The following is a 16,676-nucleotide window of genomic DNA, read 5'->3' on the forward strand; positions in this document are numbered from 1 at the left end:
TAAATTTATTAAGGGGTGCGATGAGTATACGCGAAAGATAAAAAGGACGATTAGGTTAACGGGATAAAAAGGCCCGAACCGCGAGAGAGCAGCGAATACGGGCTAACAGTGGATGATCCGCGACGCCCGAAGCTGTAAACGGCGCGGAGAAAAACGAGGGCTGGTATGCTGGCAGCCAATAAGCATCGCCAGCACAGGTTCATATTCTAAAGCGCAATCATGACAGCCAGATGTTGCGTTTAGTGGGCATCCGGCGCGGCGATGTCGGCGCTAATCCGCAGGTCGTTTTCGTCGAACACCATGCAGTAGCGATCGTCGAAGGCAACGCTGATTTTCTGCCAGGGGCGAAAGTGAACGTCGCCTGGCAGCAGAATTTTGACGTTATCGTGGCCGTAGCACTGGCCAAATAGATAGGTGTTATTACCCAGTCTCTCGACCACTTCACATTGAAACTCAACCACGGTACCGATATTCACATCGGTAGAGAGATGTTCAGGACGAATACCGAGGGTGACGGCAGCGCCGGGCTGCAGCGGTGAGGTGGTGATATTGAGCGTCAGATTATGATCTTGCGCCATCTTCACGCTAAGCTGGCCCGGCTGCCATGAGGTAACCGTCGCGGGAAGGAAGTTCATTTTCGGCGAACCGATAAATCCCGCGACGAATTTATTCACCGGGTTGTAATACAGCGACATCGGCGATCCCATCTGCTCAACTTTGCCGTAGTTCATCACCACTATTTTATCGGCGAGAGTCATCGCTTCAACCTGGTCATGAGTAACATAAACCATGGTCGTTTTGAGCTCGTGATGGAGTTTGGCGATATGCAGGCGCATCTCAACGCGCAGTTCGGCATCGAGGTTAGAAAGGGGTTCATCAAACATAAACACCCGTGGATTACGTACAATAGCGCGGCCGATGGCAACGCGCTGACGTTGACCGCCAGAAAGTTGCTTAGGCTTACGATCCAGCAGATGAGAGAGCTGCAGCGTTTTCGCCACCATTTCAACCTGACGGCGAATTTCATCTTTTGGTACTTTGTTCACTTTCAGGCCATAGCCCATATTTTCCGCCACCGTCATATGCGGATAGAGCGCATAGGACTGGAATACCATAGCGACGCCGCGATGGGCAGGAACGACATCATTCATCACCTCATCGCCAATTAGCACTTCACCTTCGCTGACCTCTTCAAGACCGGCAATCATCCTCAGTAGCGTCGATTTACCGCAGCCGGACGGGCCGACGAACACCGCAAATTCACCATCTTCAATATCAAGATTTACCTGATGCAGCGTCACCGTACTGCCGAACCGTTTGGTGACATTCCTCAGTCGTATATTGGACATCAACACTCCCCGGATTGTTAGCCATTTTTGCCGTTGGGATTTGGGCTGCGATGCGGAATTTGTATAACGTGTAACAATTCAGCCGAACGATGCTCAACGACACTAAAATCATGCAGCGACTATAACTTCCACGGTTTTAGCGCCATACAACGATGTTTCATTTCTGCAATGATGATCACACAACGAGTAGCTTCCAGTAGTTTTATCAGCCTTCAAAGCGTAGCGTATAACAAATCAAACATGACGGATGTTTTGTTTATGAACTGCCGTTAATCAACTTGCTAAGAGATTTGCTGAAGTCACATTACTTAATAAAAACCATTAAATTGTTATACCTTCACATGAGGTTGATAATGAAAAAGAACACTCTTGCTGCACTGATCCTTACCACTCTGGCTGCCGGGCAGCTAACGAGCCTGCAGGCGCACGCGGCCGGGCAGCTCAACGTTTGGGAAGACATCAAAAAATCCGCCGGCATCAAAGCCGCAGTCGGTGATTTTGAAAAGCAGTTCAACGTTAAGGTGAACGTGCAGGAGATGCCGTACGCCCAACAGCTGGAAAAGCTGCGTCTTGATGGTCCGGCGGGCATCGGCCCGGATGTCCTGGTGATCCCTAATGATCAGCTAGGCGGAGCGGTTGTCCAGGGATTGCTATCTCCATTGACTTTGGATCAGGAGAAGCAGGAGGCGTTTACGCCTGCGTCAATCAGCGCTTTCCATATGGATAACGTGCTTTACGGCGTACCTAAAGCGGTGGAAACCCTGGTACTGATTTACAACAAAGATCTGATCGACCAGCCGCTGGATAGCCTGCAGGCGTGGTTCGACTATTCGAAGAAGCAGCGCGAAGAGGGGAAATACGGTCTGCTGGCGAAGTTCGACCAGATTTATTACAGCTGGGGCGCTATCGGTCCAATGGGCGGCTATATCTTTGGCAAAAACGATAAAGGGGGCTTCAACCCGCAGGATGTCGGTCTCAACAAACCCGGCGCAGTGGAAGCAGTCACTTTCCTGAAAAAATTCTATACCGATAAGGTTTTCCCTGCAGGGATCCTCGGTGACAACGGGTTGAACGCCATCGATTCCCTGTTCACCGAGAAGAAAGCGGCGGCGGTGATTAACGGCCCGTGGGCTTTCCAGCCATACGAAGCGGCAGGCATTAATTATGGCGTTGCGCCTCTGCCGACGCTGCCGGACGGCAAACCGATGAGCTCCTTCCTCGGCGTGAAAGGCTACGTGGTTTCGACGTGGAGTAAAGATAAAGCGCTGGCGCAGCAGTTTATTGAGTTTATTAACCAGCCTCAGTATGTGAAAGCACGCTATGTGGCGACCGGCGAAATCCCGCCGCTGAAGGCAATGATTGACGATCCGCTGATTAAGAATGACGAGAAGGCCAGCGCGGTGGCGGTGCAGTCAGCACGGGCGACGGCAATGCCAGGAATACCGGAAATGGGGGAGGTATGGGGCCCGGCGAACGCAGCCCTGGAGCTGAGCCTGACCGGTAAACAGGAGCCGAAGGCGGCGCTGGATAACGCCGAGAAGCAGATCAAGATGCAGATCGAAGCCATGCAGGCCAGCAATCAGTAATCAGGTGAAGTAACAGAACGGGAGGAGGCCCTCCCGTTTTCAGAAGGAGTCGTGTGTGATTATCAATCCCAGCGAAAATATTGCCGAAGCGCGTGGTGCAGGACGCCACGCGTGGTGCGGCCTGCTGCTGGCTATCGTGCCGGGTTTTGGTCAGTTTTATCACCGCCAGTGGTTGAAGGGGATTGTCTTCCTGGTGCTGCTGAGCAGTTTTATGAGCATTTTCTATGACTTTCTCAGCGAAGGCCTGTGGGGGTTATACACCTTAGGCGAAGAAGTCCCGCGGGATAACTCTATCTTCCTGCTGGCGGAAGGAATAATCAGCGTGCTGATTATCGCTTTTGGTTTGTTAGTCTATTTCCTCTCGCTGCGCGATGCCTGGATTAACGGTAAAAAGCGCGATGAGGGTATGGCGCTGAACAGCGTACGCAAGCAATATCAGATGCTGCTCAGCGACGGTTTTCCCTATTTGATGATTACGCCGGGCTTTATTCTGCTGGTGTTTGTGGTCATCTTCCCGATTCTGTTTGGCTTTGCCATCGCCTTTACTAACTACAACCTTTACCACACGCCGCCCGCGAAGCTGGTCGATTGGGTGGGGTTCAAAAACTTCATCAACATCTTCACATTATCCATCTGGCGCTCGACCTTTTTTGATGTCCTGCAGTGGACGGTGGTGTGGACGCTGCTGGCGACAACCCTGCAATGCACCGTTGGTGTGTTGCTGGCGATTCTGGTTAACCAGAAGGATTTGCGTTTCAAGCCAATGATCCGCACGATTTTTATTCTGCCGTGGGCGGTGCCGGGGTTTGTGACGATTCTGGTTTTTGCCGGGATGTTCAATGATTCATTCGGGGTCATTAACAACGCCATTTTGTCTTTCTTCGGCATCAGTCCGAAGGCCTGGCTGACCGACCCGTTCTGGACTAAGACGGCGCTGATCATGATGCAAACCTGGCTGGGCTTCCCGTTTGTTTTCGCCATGACCACCGGCGTACTGCAGGCGATTCCGGACGATCTCTATGAAGCGGCCACGATGGATGGCGCCAGCGCGTTTACCCGGCTGCGGACCATTACTCTGCCGCTGGTGCTGTACTCGATTGCGCCAATTATTATTACTCAGTACACCTTCAATTTTAATAACTTCAATATCATCTATCTGTTCAACAACGGCGGGCCTGCGGTGGCGGGGTCGAATGCCGGCGGTACGGATATTCTGGTGTCGTGGATCTACAAACTCACCATGTCGTCTTCGCAATACGCTATCGCGGCCACTATTACGATCCTGCTGTCGATTTTCGTCGTCGGTCTGGCGTTGTGGCAGTTCCGCGCCACAAAATCCTTTAAAAATGACGATATGGCGTAAGGGAAGCAACATGGCTAAATCACCGAGTATTAAACGCGAAAAGTGGATTCGCCTGTCACTCACCTGGCTGGTGGTCATCTTTGTCTCGACGATCATTATTTACCCGCTGGTCTGGACGGTAGGGGCGTCGCTGAACGCCGGGAACAGTCTGCTGAGTACGTCGATTATTCCTGAAAACCTGTCGTTCCAGCATTACGCGGATTTGTTCAACGGCAATGTGAATTATCTCACCTGGTACTGGAACTCGATGAAAATCAGCTTCATGACCATGCTTCTGACCCTAATCAGCGTGAGCTTCACCGCCTATGCGTTCTCCCGCTTTCGTTTCAAAGGGCGGCAGAACGGACTGATGCTGTTCCTGCTGTTGCAGATGATTCCGCAGTTCTCGGCGCTGATTGCGATCTTTGTCCTTTCTCAGCTGCTGGGGCTAATCAACAGTCATCTGGCGCTGGTACTGATCTACGTGGGCGGCATGATCCCGATGAATACCTGGCTCATGAAGGGGTATCTGGACGCGATCCCCAAAGATCTGGATGAATCCGCGCGGATGGATGGTGCCAGCAGCTTCCGTATCTTTTTCGAGATCATTATGCCGTTGTCGAAGCCTATTCTGGCGGTGGTGGCGCTGTTTTCATTTACCGGTCCGCTGGGGGATTTCATTCTCTCCAGCACCATATTGCGTACCCCGGATAAGTACACGCTGCCGATTGGCCTGTATAACCTGGTCGCACAGAAGATGGGCGCCAGCTACACCACCTACGCGGCGGGAGCGGTATTGATTGCCGTCCCGGTGGCGATTCTCTATCTGGCGCTACAAAAGTACTTTGTTTCCGGCCTCACCTCAGGCAGTACAAAAGGATAACCCCATGAAAAGATTAACACCCGCGTGGCTTGCTGTTTCTCTGGCATGCTGTTTTTCCGCCGGTACGCTGGCGGCAGATGCGCTGCAAACGCAGGCGTTTAGCAATATGCCCGCTGATTTTATTAAAGGCGCGGATATCTCTACGCTGCTGGATGCGGAAAAACACGGCGCGAAGTTCTTTAATCACAACAATCAGCAGCAGGATCCGATCGCGATCCTCAAGGCCGATGGCGTGAACTACGTTCGTCTGCGCCTGTGGGTGGATCCCAAAGATGCTAAAGGCCAGCGCTACGGCGGCGGCGATAACGATCTGGCGACGACGCTGGCGCTGGCGAAGCGGGCAAAAGCGCAGGGGATGAAGCTGCTGCTTGATTTCCACTACAGCGATTTCTGGACCGATCCGGGTAAGCAGTTCAAGCCGAAAGCCTGGGAGAAGCTGGACTATCCGCAGCTGAAAACCACGATCCACGATTATACCCGCGACACGATTGCCCGCTTTAAGCAGGAGGGCGTGCTGCCGGATATGGTGCAGATCGGCAACGAAATCAACGGCGGTATGCTGTGGCCGGAAGGTAAAAGCTGGGGGCAGGGCGGCGGCGAGTTCGATCGCCTTGCTGGGCTGCTGAATGCCGCCATCGATGGACTGAAGGAAAATCTCACCGGCGGTGAGCAGGTTAAAATTATGCTTCATCTGGCCGAAGGCACGAAAAACGACACCTTCCGCTGGTGGTTTGATGAAATCAGCAAGCGTAACGTCCCTTACGACATCATTGGTTTGTCGATGTACACCTACTGGAATGGCCCGATTAGCGCGCTGAAAGCCAATATGGACGATATCAGCCAACGCTATAACAAAGACGTGATAGTGGTGGAGGCCGCTTACGCTTATACCCTGGATAACTGCGACAATGCGGAAAATAGCTTCCAGGCGAAAGAAGAAAAAGATGGTGGTTACCCCGCCACCGTCCAGGGACAATATAATTATATTCACGACTTAATGCAGGCCGTTGCCGATGTTCCGCAGCATCGCGGTAAAGGTATTTTTTATTGGGAGCCGACGTGGATTGCCGTGCCGGGAAATACCTGGGCGACGCCTGCCGGAATGAAATATATCCACGATGAGTGGAAAGAGGGAAATGCCCGGGAAAATCAGGCGTTGTTTGATTGCCAGGGAAAAGCATTGCCGTCGATGAAGGTATTTAATTAATTATTCAGTTTTACACTTCAGGATGTTTATTATGAAAAAATTTGCGCCTTTGAGTCCGAAGGTTAATACGCTATTGCATGGCGCCGACTATAACCCGGAGCAATGGGAGAATTATCCGGATATTATCGACAAAGATATTGCCATGATGCAGCAGGCAAAATGCAATGTGATGTCGGTAGGGATATTCAGCTGGGCGAAGCTTGAACCTCAGGAGGGCGTATTTGAGTTTGGCTGGTTGGACAGTATTCTGGAAAAACTGTATACCGCCGGAATTCATGTCTTTCTTGCTACGCCAAGCGGCGCGCGCCCGGCGTGGATGTCGCAGAAATATCCTCAGGTGCTGCGCGTTGGTCGCGATCGGGTGCCTGCCCTGCACGGCGGACGGCATAACCACTGTATGTCGTCGCCGGTCTATCGTGAGAAAACCCTGAAGATTAATACCCTGCTGGCGGAACGTTACGCGCAGCATCCGGCGGTGCTGGGCTGGCATATCTCCAACGAATACGGCGGGGAGTGTCACTGTAGCCTGTGTCAGGAGCGTTTCCGCGACTGGCTGAAAGCGCGCTATGAAACGCTGGATAATCTCAATCACGCCTGGTGGAGTACCTTCTGGAGCCACACCTATAGCGACTGGTCGCAGATCGAATCTCCGGCGCCGCAGGGAGAAGTCTCAATTCATGGTCTCAACCTTGATTGGCATCGCTTTAATACCGCCCAGGTGACCGACTTCTGCCGCCATGAGATTGCTCCGCTGAAAGCGGCGAATGCCGAACTGCCGGTGACCACCAACTTCATGGAGTATTTCTACGATTACGACTACTGGCAGTTGGCGCAGACGCTGGACTTTATCTCGTGGGACAGCTACCCCATGTGGCATCGGGATAAAGATGAAACCACGCTGGCCTGCTACACCGCGATGTATCACGACATGATGCGCAGCCTGAAGGGCGGTAAGCCGTTTGTATTAATGGAATCCACTCCCAGTGCGACTAACTGGCAGCCAACCAGTAAGCTTAAGAAGCCGGGAATGCATATTCTCTCCTCTTTGCAGGCGGTGGCGCACGGTGCGGATTCGGTGCAGTATTTTCAGTGGCGTAAAAGCCGCGGTTCGGTGGAGAAGTTCCATGGCGCGATTATCGATCATGTCGGTCATCTGGATACGCGCGTGGGCCGTGAAGTGACGAAGCTCGGCGAGATGTTAAGCCAGCTGCCAGGCGTCGTGGGCTGCCGGACGGATGCGAAAGTGGCGATTATCTTCGATCAGCAAAATCGCTGGGCGCTGGATGATGCCCAGGGGCCGCGTAATCTCGGCATGGAGTATGAAAATACCGTCAACGAACATTACCGTCCGTTCTGGGAGCAGGGGATTGCAGTTGATGTTATCGATGCTGACGTTGACCTGAGTCCTTATCAACTGGTCATTGCGCCAATGCTGTATATGGTTCGTGAGGGATTTGCCGAACGCGCCGAAGCGTTTGTGGCTAACGGCGGTCATTTAGTTACTACATACTGGACAGGGATAGTGAACGAGTCCGACCTCTGCCATCTCGGCGGTTTCCCGGGCCCGCTGCGTAAACTGCTGGGCATTTGGGCGGAAGAAATTGACTGCCTGAACGACGGCGAACGCAACCTGGTACAGGGGCTGGCGGGTAATGAAGCTGGCTTGCAGGGGCCGTACCAGGTACGCCATTTGTGTGAACTGATTCATGCTGAAAGCGCGCAGCCGCTGGCTACCTATCGCGATGATTTTTATGCAGGAAGACCGGCGGTCACCGTCAATCACTTTGGTAATGGCAAGGCATGGCACGTTGCGTCGCGCAACGATCTGGCCTTCCAGCGGGACTTCTTCTGCAGCCTGATGAAAGAACTCTCTCTGCCGCGCGCGGTTGAGGCTGATTTCCCGCCGGGCGTAGTAGCGACCGCACGCACGGATGGTGAAACCGCCTACGTTTTCCTGCAAAACTACAGCGCGCAGCAGCATCGCGTGGTTTTGCCGCAAGGCTATCTGGACTGCCTCACCGGTACGGCGCTGAATACGCCGCTGGTCTTAAATGCATGGGATTGCCGTATCCTCAGTCGTCGCGCGTAATTTTTCTCTCCCCGCGCCTGCTCCTGCGAGCAGGCGTTTTTTTATCTGCTAATCAGGAGTCTGGTATGGTGAGTTTAAAATCCTTTCTGAATTACTTCTCGCAGCCTCGTGCGGCGGTACCTTTAAGTCATGCGGAGCAACAACAGATTGATTATTTAATTCAGGCATTTGGTGGTGAAGGCAATATTATTAACGTTGACGCCTGCATTACCCGCTTACGCGTCACGGTGAATAATCTATCGATAGTTGATTCTCAGGCCTTACAGCAGCAGGGAGCGCTTGGGGTTATTATCCTGGGGCAGCAGGTGCATGCTATTTTCGGTAAGCAGTCGGATGCTTTACGGCAATTACTTGATGAGCGCTTTGCCAGCCGGAAATAAAATAAAACGGGATAACGCAATAATGAGTTATCCCGAAAATATAACAGGCATTCAATAGCAATAATCATTACCGGAGGGTAATTAACAACTTTACAGTTGGCGATAAAACAGTTAAACGGCTATTACCACCAGGCTTCGACCTGTACACCAAAGTTCCATGTATTATTGGCGGTCCGATCTTCGAACGGCTTACCATTTTCGGAATCATTCAGGTATGAAGCGAAAATTCGTAGTTCCGGGCGCGACATAAAGTCAGGTCCATCGGCCAGGCCCAGCGCAATGGTGTATTTCTCACCGGCTTGTTTGTAATCGGTATTATTTTTGTAGCTATCTTTTTGGTAGAAGCCGCCCACTTCGCCAATCAGGCGCACATATTCGGTGAACTGATACTGCCCGCGCGCCACCAGCGACAGCATGCGTGTTTTATCCGTGTAATCGGTGATGTTATCCGCGGAGCCCCAGGTCAGGACGTGGTTAATTGAGAACTTTTCAGTAATCGGAATTAAACCGGTATTGATAACGCGGTAGCCGGTGGCGTCATTGACGTAGTTCCACATGTCATACCAGCCGCCCCCCTGGGACACCATGTTCTGCGCCAGTCCTTTGTTTGCGTATTGCAGAACCGTTTTGTTGTAACCGCCCAGCATATCCTGGCTGATTTCACCGGTTAGCATGACGCCGTTTTCAGCATCATAGAGTCCGCCGTAGGTATCCTGCTTTTTAGTGGTATTCGGCATCGCGTAGTCGATACCAAATTCGGTCCAGGAGCCGGCCCACGGCTTCCAGCCCGCATAGCGCAAATCAAGATAGTTAATATTGACGTTGCTATCGCCATCGACGCGGTAGTCGACGTCATTGGCATCCCCGCGGATCCAGGCAAATGAAACGGCGCCCGGACCGAGCGTATAGTTTTCGATCCCGGCGCCGGATCCGGAAATATTCCAGTATTTCGTATCGATAATGTGCAGATCGTGGCGCTGATAGTAGCGTTTGCCGCCCCAGATGACTGCATTTGGATCGCCGGGGATCAGACCTTTAATTTGCAGGTTTAGCTGCCGCAGGCCGAACTGCGCATCGTCATCAAGCGTGGTTTCATTATCGTTTGAGCCGTCAGATACCATGCTGACCATACTATCGAGGTAGAAGCTAACGTCATTCTTCTTGTAGACCTCCGATCCCAGCTCCAGCTCGCCGTAGGTATCAGATTCGTTACCCAGACGGCCAATTTTATTTTTTTGCCATTCGGCCTGGCTACCGTCGCCGGAGACCCCAACCCCGGCGCGCATATAGCCATGAAAGTCGATACCCGGGAGGGTGGCGGAAGCAGCAAACACGGATGGTGAAATCAGCGCAGCGGCCAACGCAACGGAAAGTGTGCGCAGCGTAGTGTTCATGTCTATCCTCTTATTTTTTTGTATTACGTTCACATAACCGGTGTCATAAAATGCCTAAACCTGAAATCAGGCAATTGAATGATCGCCATAGTGTGATTAACTGCAAATAAAAAGGCGGGTTTTGTTACGCAAAGTGAGTCCATTCACAATTTGTAGTATTATGAGCGTAATACTTTTTATGGCTATGGTTGGAGGAGGAATACGGCAATGAGCGTTTTTTCACATTGCCCCTGTTACAATTCAGGGATAACAACACAAGGAACCGGACCATGAAGTCTAAAAGCGCGACCTTAGAAGACGTTGCACGCCATGCGGGCGTCTCCTATCAGACCGTGTCCAGGGTACTGAACAAATCTGCTAATGTATCCAAAGCCACGCGCAGCAAGGTGGAGAAATCCATTGAGGAGCTGCGCTATGTCCCGAACCGCCTGGCGCAACAGCTGGTAGGTAAGCAAAGTCGTACCGTGGGCCTGGTCACAATTTCCCTTGCATTGCATGCCCCATCCCAGGTGGCTGCGGCGGTAAAACGCTATGCGAACGTGGAAGGTTATCAGGTGCTCATCTCCATGATTGATGAGAGCGTCAACCAAAGTATCCAGGACTCTATTAATGAACTGAAGTCTCAACTGGTGGATAAGGTCATCATCAACGTGCCGCTGGAGACTGAACAGGCCCAAAAAATAGCCGCTGATAACGATGACATCGTCTGTCTTTTTTTAGATGTCGACCCCTACAGCTCGGTGTTTAACGTTTCGTTTAATCCGGCGGACGGTACACGGGCCAGCGTCAAGTATCTCTATGAGATGGGCCATCGGGAAATCGCGTTGCTGGCCGGCCCTGAAAGTTCGGTATCGGCCAAACTGCGTTTGAAAAGCTGGATAGAAACCCTGGAGGGTTACGGGCTGGAGCCGGTAACGGTGATTCGCGGCAACTGGGACGCGCAAAGCGGCTACGCTGGCGCGCTGCAAATGCTGCGGGAGACGCCAAACTTTACCGCCGTTTTGGTAGGTAACGATCAGATGGCATTGGGCGTACTGAGCGCATTTCACCAGCACCAGGTACCGATTCCGGGAGAAAAGTCGGTTATTGGTTATGATGACACTTATGAGAGTTCGTTCTTCTACCCGGCGCTAACCACGGTTTCGCTGGATCTTGATCTGCAAGGGAAGGAGGCCGTTCGGCGCATTCTCGACAGCGGCGATAACGAAACATCACATACGTCTTCTATCCTTCCGGCTCGTCTGGTTGTACGCCATTCTACCGGGCCAAAAACGGAGCCTGGCAAAAATCTGCAGTCTATTGCTGAGCAACTCCGGGCTCTGGCGCATCAGCTAAGTCCTTAATCTGCAAAGGGCGCTCTCGCCGCCCTTTCATCCTTCTCATTCTCAGGGTTGATCTTTGTCTTTACACGGTGTACGGTATTGTTATGTTATAACATAATGATTGAGGTCGCTATGAAACCCAATATTCATCCGCATTATCGTACGGTGGTTTTTCACGATACCAGCGCCAACGAATACTTTAAGGTCGGTTCGACTATCAGAACCGAGCGTGAGATCGAACTGGAGGGCGAGACGTACCCCTACGTGACGCTTGATGTATCGTCCAAATCGCATCCGTATTACACCGGTAAGCAGAAGGCCTTCAACAACGAAGGTAGTACCGCGCGTTTCCGTCAGCGCTTTGGCGGCTTTATTGATGCGAAGAGGGAAAAATAATGCAGGTGCTAAACTCATTGCGTAGCGCGAAACAACGCCACCCGGATTGCCAGATCGTGAAGCGCAAGGGGCGGCTATACGTGATTTGCAAAAGCAATCCCCGCTTTAAAGCCGTACAGGGACGCAAGAAAAGACGTTAACGAAAGCTCCCCAGCGTACGTAACTGCTGGCCGTCGGCGCTGAAGTTGTCGGCGGCCAGCCATTGCTGCATTGCCCTGTCTATCTGTGGCCACTCGGAATCAATAATGGAAAACCAGTCGGTATCGCGGTTGTGGCCCTTTATCACCAGCGCCTGACGAAATTGCCCCTCATACTGAAATCCCAACCGCAGCGCCGCCCGGCGTGACGGTTCGTTGAGACTGTTACATTTCCACTCGTAGCGCCGATAGCCGAGCGTATCAAAGACGTAATCCATCAGCAGCCAGTGGGCCTCGGTGGCCATTGCGGTCCGGCTCAGTAAAGGCGAGAAGTGAACGTGGCCGACTTCAACAACGCCGTTGTTAGCGTCAATTCTCATCAGCGCCAGTGAGCCCACGGGCTGGTCTGTTTGCTTATCGATCACCGCGAAGTGAATGGGGTCGTTCTGCCCGGAAACGCTCTCAATCCATGCGCGGTACTCCTCTACGCTGCTGTCCGGTTCACGCAGCAGCCATGTCCAGCTTCGGGTATCCGGGGCTAAGCGGTGGGCGTCAAACAGCGCGCCGGCATGCGTGGAGCGCAAAGGCTCTAGCCGACAAAAGCGGCCCTGCAGGTTCACCCTTTCAGGATGTGGACAGGGCTGCCAGTCGGGCAGGGCGGTGCCAACGGGCTGATCGTATTGATTAAGATGGCTCATCAGGATTTCCTTCTATGGACGAATGCTGTGAGATTAAGCGCTTATTGGTTCCATAAAAAAGGGCCATCAGAGTATATTTTCGTAGTACCACGAGGAGCCAAAATGAATATTCCTGATGATGCTTTTTTTACTCTGTTGGAGCAGGCGCTGTGCGACAGAGGGCGTGAAACCCTGCAGCGCACGCTCTATCTCCGTCTGCGAGCGGCCATTTTGCAAGGTACGCTGGCGGGCGGTAGCCGCCTGCCAGGTTCACGGGCTATAGCGCAGCGTCTGAAGCTATCGCGCAATACCGTCAACGGCGCGCTGGAGCAGCTGGCGATGGAGGGGTATCTGCTGCGTAGCCGCCAGGGGACATACGCCGCGCTTTTGAAGTCGCAGGGAGAAGAGGAGGTTGCGGCGCGCGTGATTGTGCTCCCTGAGTACCTTCAGGGATTACCCGCCGCCACGCGTCGTGATTCGCCCACGCTGCTCTTTACGCCGGGAATGCCTGCGGTTAACTACTTTCCTCTTGCTATCTGGCGTCGACTCCTTGACCGGGTATTGCGCGAGGAGGGAAGTGCATTGCTGGGCTACGGCGATGCGCAGGGGGAACTTGCATTGCGCAAAGCGATTGCCCGTCATCTGGCGCTCTCCCGGGGTATTCGTTGCGAAGCCGGGCAAATTGTGATTACGGAAGGAGCGCTGGAAGCCGTTGATTTATGTACGCATCTGCTGAGCGTTGCCGGGGAGACGGCATGGGTGGAAGAACCCGGCTATTTAGGGGCAAAAAGCATGTTTCTTAAAGCCGGGCTTCACATCAAGGGTATACCCGTCGATCGAGAGGGTATGCGGTTCGATACCGATGATGATAGCGCAGCACCGCGATTAATCTTTACTTCACCGTCCCATCAATACCCCTACGGTTCGGTGATGAGCGCCGGGCGGCGACTGGCTTTACTGGAATATGCCCGCCGTCATGACGCCTGGCTTATCGAGGATGATTACGATAGTGAATTTCGTTATAGCGGCGAACCGATTCCCGCCATGCTGGGAATGGTCAGGCAGGCGCCGGTAGTTTATCTGGGGACATTCAGCAAAACGCTTTTTCCCGCGCTGCGTATTGGCTTTATGGTGATGCCGGAGGGGCTGGCGGATGCCGCAAGAGGCGCGATTGGTTCACTGTTACGGGGCGGTCATCGTGCTGAACAGCGGGCGCTGGCGCTGTTTATCGAAGAGGGGCACTACGCGCGTCATCTTGCCGCTATGCGCCGCTTGTATCGCAAACGCCAGCAGCAGCTGCGGGAAACGCTGGCGGCAGAGCTTACTCACCCTTATGAAATATCAGGCGGCGAGGGGGGGTTACACCTGACTGTCGTCGTCGAAGACGTTGATGATGAAGCTATTGTGCAGCAGGCCCGGCGGTTTCAGCTCGCGCCCGGCGCATTAAGCCGTTTTTATCTGAATGAAAAAAAGGCGAGAAGCGGCTTTGTTCTGGGCTACGGTAATACGTCCGCATCACGCTTTCCTTCTGCGATACGGACGCTGGATCGCCTTATTGCGCAGCACCGATGCGGGTAAGGGAAAAGACATCGTAAAATGAGAGTTCGCCTTTGGTGGCGATCATTTTTTGCAACTGAGCTTTCTGCTCGCCATCGACGCGCGGCGACTGCAGGATTCGGTCGATGAGCTGACCGGGAACAAATCGAGTGTTGTACCACTCCCCGTTATAACAAACGCGGAAGTCCAGAACATCAATGTCTTCATAGCGATAGCGCGGGTAAACGTCAAAGAAAAAGAAGCCGTTCAGCAGAACAAATAGTACGATTAATAGCCAGACCGAATCTACCAGCGTTTCAGAACGCAGCATCACGATGAGTGTTGCCAGGAAAGCCGCATACATCGCGACAAAAAGCCATGGATGGTTGCGAATAAAGCTTATGCTAAAGCGCGGACGGTTATCGCGCTTCTCTTGCACATTAAGCTCATCAATGGTGCTTTTCAGCAGCCGCTGTATTTCTGTCATTTTATTCCCCAAATTCTGCCATGAGCCCCTATGCAGACGCGGCGAACAGATGCGCGTTGGGCTCAGCCTGAAGGCTATTTTATGTTGCGTAAATCCGTGGGAAAAGTAACAGATTGGTTGCGGAAAAGCATAACAGTTACCGTTTTTCGCTCTCCACCATTTTTATGATTTGAGCCGGGTTTCCGCCGACGACGGCGTTGGCTGGCACATTTTTCACCACTACGGAACCGGAAGCCACGATGGCATTGTCGCCGATAGTCACGCCAGGATTAATTACGGCCCGGCCGCCAATCCACACATTGTGGCCAATAGTGACGGGTTTTCCGTACTCTTTACCGCTATTTCGTTCAACAGGGTCAAGGGGATGCGTTGCGGTATAAATATGCACACCCGGCGCCAGCATGCAGTTTTCGCCAATATGTATCGGACACACATCCAGCATCACGCAATCAAAATTGGCGTAGAAATTTTTCCCGAGGAAGATATTGTAGCCGTAATCGCAGCGAAAAGTGGGTTCGATATAAGCGTCGCCTGCGTGGCCTAGCAGTTCCGTCAGTAATGCTTTTCTTAATTCACGCTCTTCAGGCGCTGAATGATTGTAACGATGCAACAGTTGTCTGGCCAGTAGACGGTCGGCCTTTAGCTCAGCGTCACCTGACACATACAGTTCACCGGCAATCATTTTTTGTTTTTCTTCACTCATGGAGGCTTCCCTTATTTCCTCATTGTAGGCCGCCACAGTATAAAAAAGAAACCGGTTTCATATAGGTACAGAAACAGCTTCTGTGACCGGTGTCGCATTTATTAGCAGCATGAGGGAAGGGCGTTTTCGGCACAAGAGTACGGGCTTTCATTTGAAATAATTAGCGGATGAATTTCCAGACCGATGGCGGGATCTTGTCATACAGTTTATTCATCGTCAGTTCAGCAAGACGATGATCGGCTGCTGAGTAAAATACCGCCAGTTCATTATCAGAAAGTTCATATTTATTTTTTTCAATTACGCGCTCCAGCGTATCAATTGTCTGACAACGTCGTAAGCGCATCAAATAGTCTATTTTGGTTAATGTTTTATCAGACATAAATTCACCTTTTGATTGTAATAATATTAACAAGAAAGACTGGCCGGGTTTTCCCGACTGGCGTTCACAAAGCAGCGGAATAACCTGTTGCCTGATTTACGCCATTTCTGCAGATCTGCAGTGTTAATGCCGTAGTTGCTGAACAACACGAAAGTGTCATCCAGATATTCGTCAAGCTGAGTCACCAGCTTATTATCCTCAGCATACTTAATTTTATAATTAAGTGCGAACGCGGCAATGTGCTCGATCAATTCATTAAGCTGAAGATTGACAGCAGAGGTTGGGTCATTAACCCAGCCATGGTTGCTCTCTTCCAGGTTTGCAAGACAGTCATGATACAGGGTTTCGCAGAGAAATTTAAGCTGCGCAATATCATGTCTTTTTGGCGAGTATTCGTCCATAACGCATCCCCCTTTTTAGTGGTTTAACGACGACTATCGACACCGTTGTGGGATGAACACGACTAACAGACCTGACACATACATTGTAATCTTGCTCTTTAACTATAATCCACTCTTAAAAAGATTTCATCGTGCTATTACGAAAAATTACAATTAACGCGGTCAATTTATCTTAAATGCCTCGGTCTTTATTATATCGTGCCTTTAACTACAACGGAAAAATCGAAGACTGACCTTATATATCATCGGGTTAGCCCGTGCGTTTAGCTGATACGTTGATACAACCATACATAATGTCAGTGATTGAGAATATTCTTAGTGTGGAGTTGAGGGAGTAAAGTCAGTGAAAAAAGGTCATAGATAAGCAGCGGTAATCATCATTAAATATTATATCTCAGGTTATAAAAT

The 16,676-nt window shown here is 51.7% G+C and carries 18 protein-coding genes; 11 read left to right on the forward strand and 7 right to left on the reverse strand.

The window, feature by feature from the left end; translation table 11 throughout:
* Positions 1–239 precede the first annotated feature (239 nt).
* Positions 240–1,349, reverse strand: coding sequence for an ABC transporter ATP-binding protein (locus IAE27_RS01015; protein WP_070557204.1), 1,110 nt, complete (start codon positions 1,347–1,349; stop codon positions 240–242).
* A gap of 353 nt (positions 1,350–1,702) precedes the next feature.
* Here IAE27_RS01015 and IAE27_RS01020 point away from each other — a divergent pair, with 353 nt between their 5' ends.
* The 6 genes from IAE27_RS01020 to IAE27_RS01045 all read left to right on the forward strand — a co-directional run bounded on the left by IAE27_RS01020 (position 1,703) and on the right by IAE27_RS01045 (position 8,836).
* Entirely contained in the window at positions 1,703–2,935 is a 1,233-nt protein-coding gene (locus IAE27_RS01020) for a maltodextrin ABC transporter substrate-binding protein (RefSeq protein ID WP_004111035.1), read from the forward strand.
* Positions 2,936–2,990: 55 nt separating this feature from the next.
* Positions 2,991–4,298: a carbohydrate ABC transporter permease gene (locus IAE27_RS01025; protein ID WP_004099614.1), complete on the forward strand. Its 1,308-nt coding sequence runs from the start codon at positions 2,991–2,993 to the stop codon at positions 4,296–4,298.
* 10 nt (positions 4,299–4,308) lie between these two features.
* A complete protein-coding gene (locus IAE27_RS01030) occupies positions 4,309–5,160 on the forward strand; it encodes a sugar ABC transporter permease (protein ID WP_004099616.1) in 852 nt (283 codons plus the stop codon).
* A gap of 4 nt (positions 5,161–5,164) precedes the next feature.
* The gene (locus IAE27_RS01035) at positions 5,165–6,367 is read left to right on the forward strand and encodes an arabinogalactan endo-beta-1,4-galactanase (RefSeq protein WP_004099623.1); all 1,203 of its coding nucleotides are present in this window, start codon (positions 5,165–5,167) and stop codon (positions 6,365–6,367) included.
* Between the two features lie 31 nt (positions 6,368–6,398).
* Entirely contained in the window at positions 6,399–8,456 is a 2,058-nt protein-coding gene (locus tag IAE27_RS01040; protein ID WP_105889818.1) for a beta-galactosidase, read from the forward strand.
* Positions 8,457–8,521: 65 nt separating this feature from the next.
* Positions 8,522–8,836, forward strand: coding sequence for a glucose PTS transporter subunit EIIB (locus IAE27_RS01045; protein ID WP_070557207.1), 315 nt, complete (start codon positions 8,522–8,524; stop codon positions 8,834–8,836).
* Positions 8,837–8,958: 122 nt separating this feature from the next.
* Here the strand turns inward: IAE27_RS01045 and IAE27_RS01050 are convergent, their stop codons facing one another.
* Positions 8,959–10,230, reverse strand: coding sequence for a maltoporin (locus tag IAE27_RS01050; RefSeq protein ID WP_004099631.1), 1,272 nt, complete (start codon positions 10,228–10,230; stop codon positions 8,959–8,961).
* Between the two features lie 269 nt (positions 10,231–10,499).
* On the opposite strand from IAE27_RS01050, the gene IAE27_RS01055 reads away from it, so the two are divergent.
* The 3 genes from IAE27_RS01055 to ykgO all read left to right on the forward strand — a co-directional run bounded on the left by IAE27_RS01055 (position 10,500) and on the right by ykgO (position 12,088).
* Positions 10,500–11,573, forward strand: coding sequence for a LacI family DNA-binding transcriptional regulator (locus IAE27_RS01055; protein ID WP_004099636.1), 1,074 nt, complete (start codon positions 10,500–10,502; stop codon positions 11,571–11,573).
* Positions 11,574–11,684: 111 nt separating this feature from the next.
* Positions 11,685–11,948, forward strand: coding sequence for a type B 50S ribosomal protein L31 (locus IAE27_RS01060; protein WP_070557276.1), 264 nt, complete (start codon positions 11,685–11,687; stop codon positions 11,946–11,948).
* Complete coding sequence (ykgO, locus tag IAE27_RS01065) at positions 11,948–12,088, forward strand: type B 50S ribosomal protein L36 (protein ID WP_003859006.1); 141 nt, start codon at positions 11,948–11,950, stop codon at positions 12,086–12,088. The genes IAE27_RS01060 and ykgO overlap by 1 nt, the downstream gene beginning before the upstream one ends.
* On the opposite strand, the gene IAE27_RS01070 is transcribed toward ykgO, so the two are convergent.
* Positions 12,085–12,783: a GNAT family N-acetyltransferase gene (locus IAE27_RS01070; protein ID WP_004099639.1), complete on the reverse strand. Its 699-nt coding sequence runs from the start codon at positions 12,781–12,783 to the stop codon at positions 12,085–12,087. The two genes, ykgO and IAE27_RS01070, sit on opposite strands and share 4 nt — an antisense overlap.
* A gap of 102 nt (positions 12,784–12,885) precedes the next feature.
* On the opposite strand from IAE27_RS01070, the gene IAE27_RS01075 reads away from it, so the two are divergent.
* Positions 12,886–14,340 carry a PLP-dependent aminotransferase family protein gene (locus IAE27_RS01075; protein ID WP_070557208.1) on the forward strand — a complete coding sequence of 485 codons (1,455 nt, stop codon included), beginning with the start codon at positions 12,886–12,888 and terminating at the stop codon, positions 14,338–14,340.
* Here IAE27_RS01075 and IAE27_RS01080 read toward each other — a convergent pair.
* Positions 14,315–14,785, reverse strand: a complete 471-nt coding sequence (locus tag IAE27_RS01080) for a YlaC family protein (protein WP_004111038.1) — start codon at positions 14,783–14,785, stop codon at positions 14,315–14,317. The genes IAE27_RS01075 and IAE27_RS01080 overlap by 26 nt on opposite strands.
* Positions 14,786–14,815: 30 nt before the next feature.
* Here IAE27_RS01080 and IAE27_RS29505 point away from each other — a divergent pair, with 30 nt between their 5' ends.
* Positions 14,816–14,953, forward strand: a complete 138-nt coding sequence (locus IAE27_RS29505; protein ID WP_224226720.1) for a hypothetical protein — start codon at positions 14,816–14,818, stop codon at positions 14,951–14,953.
* Here IAE27_RS29505 and maa read toward each other — a convergent pair.
* The 3 genes from maa to tomB form a co-directional block, all read right to left on the reverse strand.
* The gene (gene maa, locus IAE27_RS01085; RefSeq protein ID WP_004099644.1) at positions 14,922–15,488 is read right to left on the reverse strand and encodes a maltose O-acetyltransferase; all 567 of its coding nucleotides are present in this window, start codon (positions 15,486–15,488) and stop codon (positions 14,922–14,924) included. The two genes, IAE27_RS29505 and maa, sit on opposite strands and share 32 nt — an antisense overlap.
* 160 nt (positions 15,489–15,648) lie before the next feature.
* Complete coding sequence (locus IAE27_RS01090; RefSeq protein ID WP_004099646.1) at positions 15,649–15,867, reverse strand: HHA domain-containing protein; 219 nt, start codon at positions 15,865–15,867, stop codon at positions 15,649–15,651.
* A 26-nt stretch (positions 15,868–15,893) separates the two neighbouring features.
* Positions 15,894–16,268: an Hha toxicity modulator TomB gene (gene tomB / locus IAE27_RS01095; RefSeq protein WP_004099648.1), complete on the reverse strand. Its 375-nt coding sequence runs from the start codon at positions 16,266–16,268 to the stop codon at positions 15,894–15,896.
* Positions 16,269–16,676 lie beyond the last annotated feature (408 nt).

Source organism: Klebsiella sp. S69 (assembly GCF_016516145.1).
Lineage (GTDB): Bacteria > Pseudomonadota > Gammaproteobacteria > Enterobacterales > Enterobacteriaceae > Klebsiella > Klebsiella oxytoca.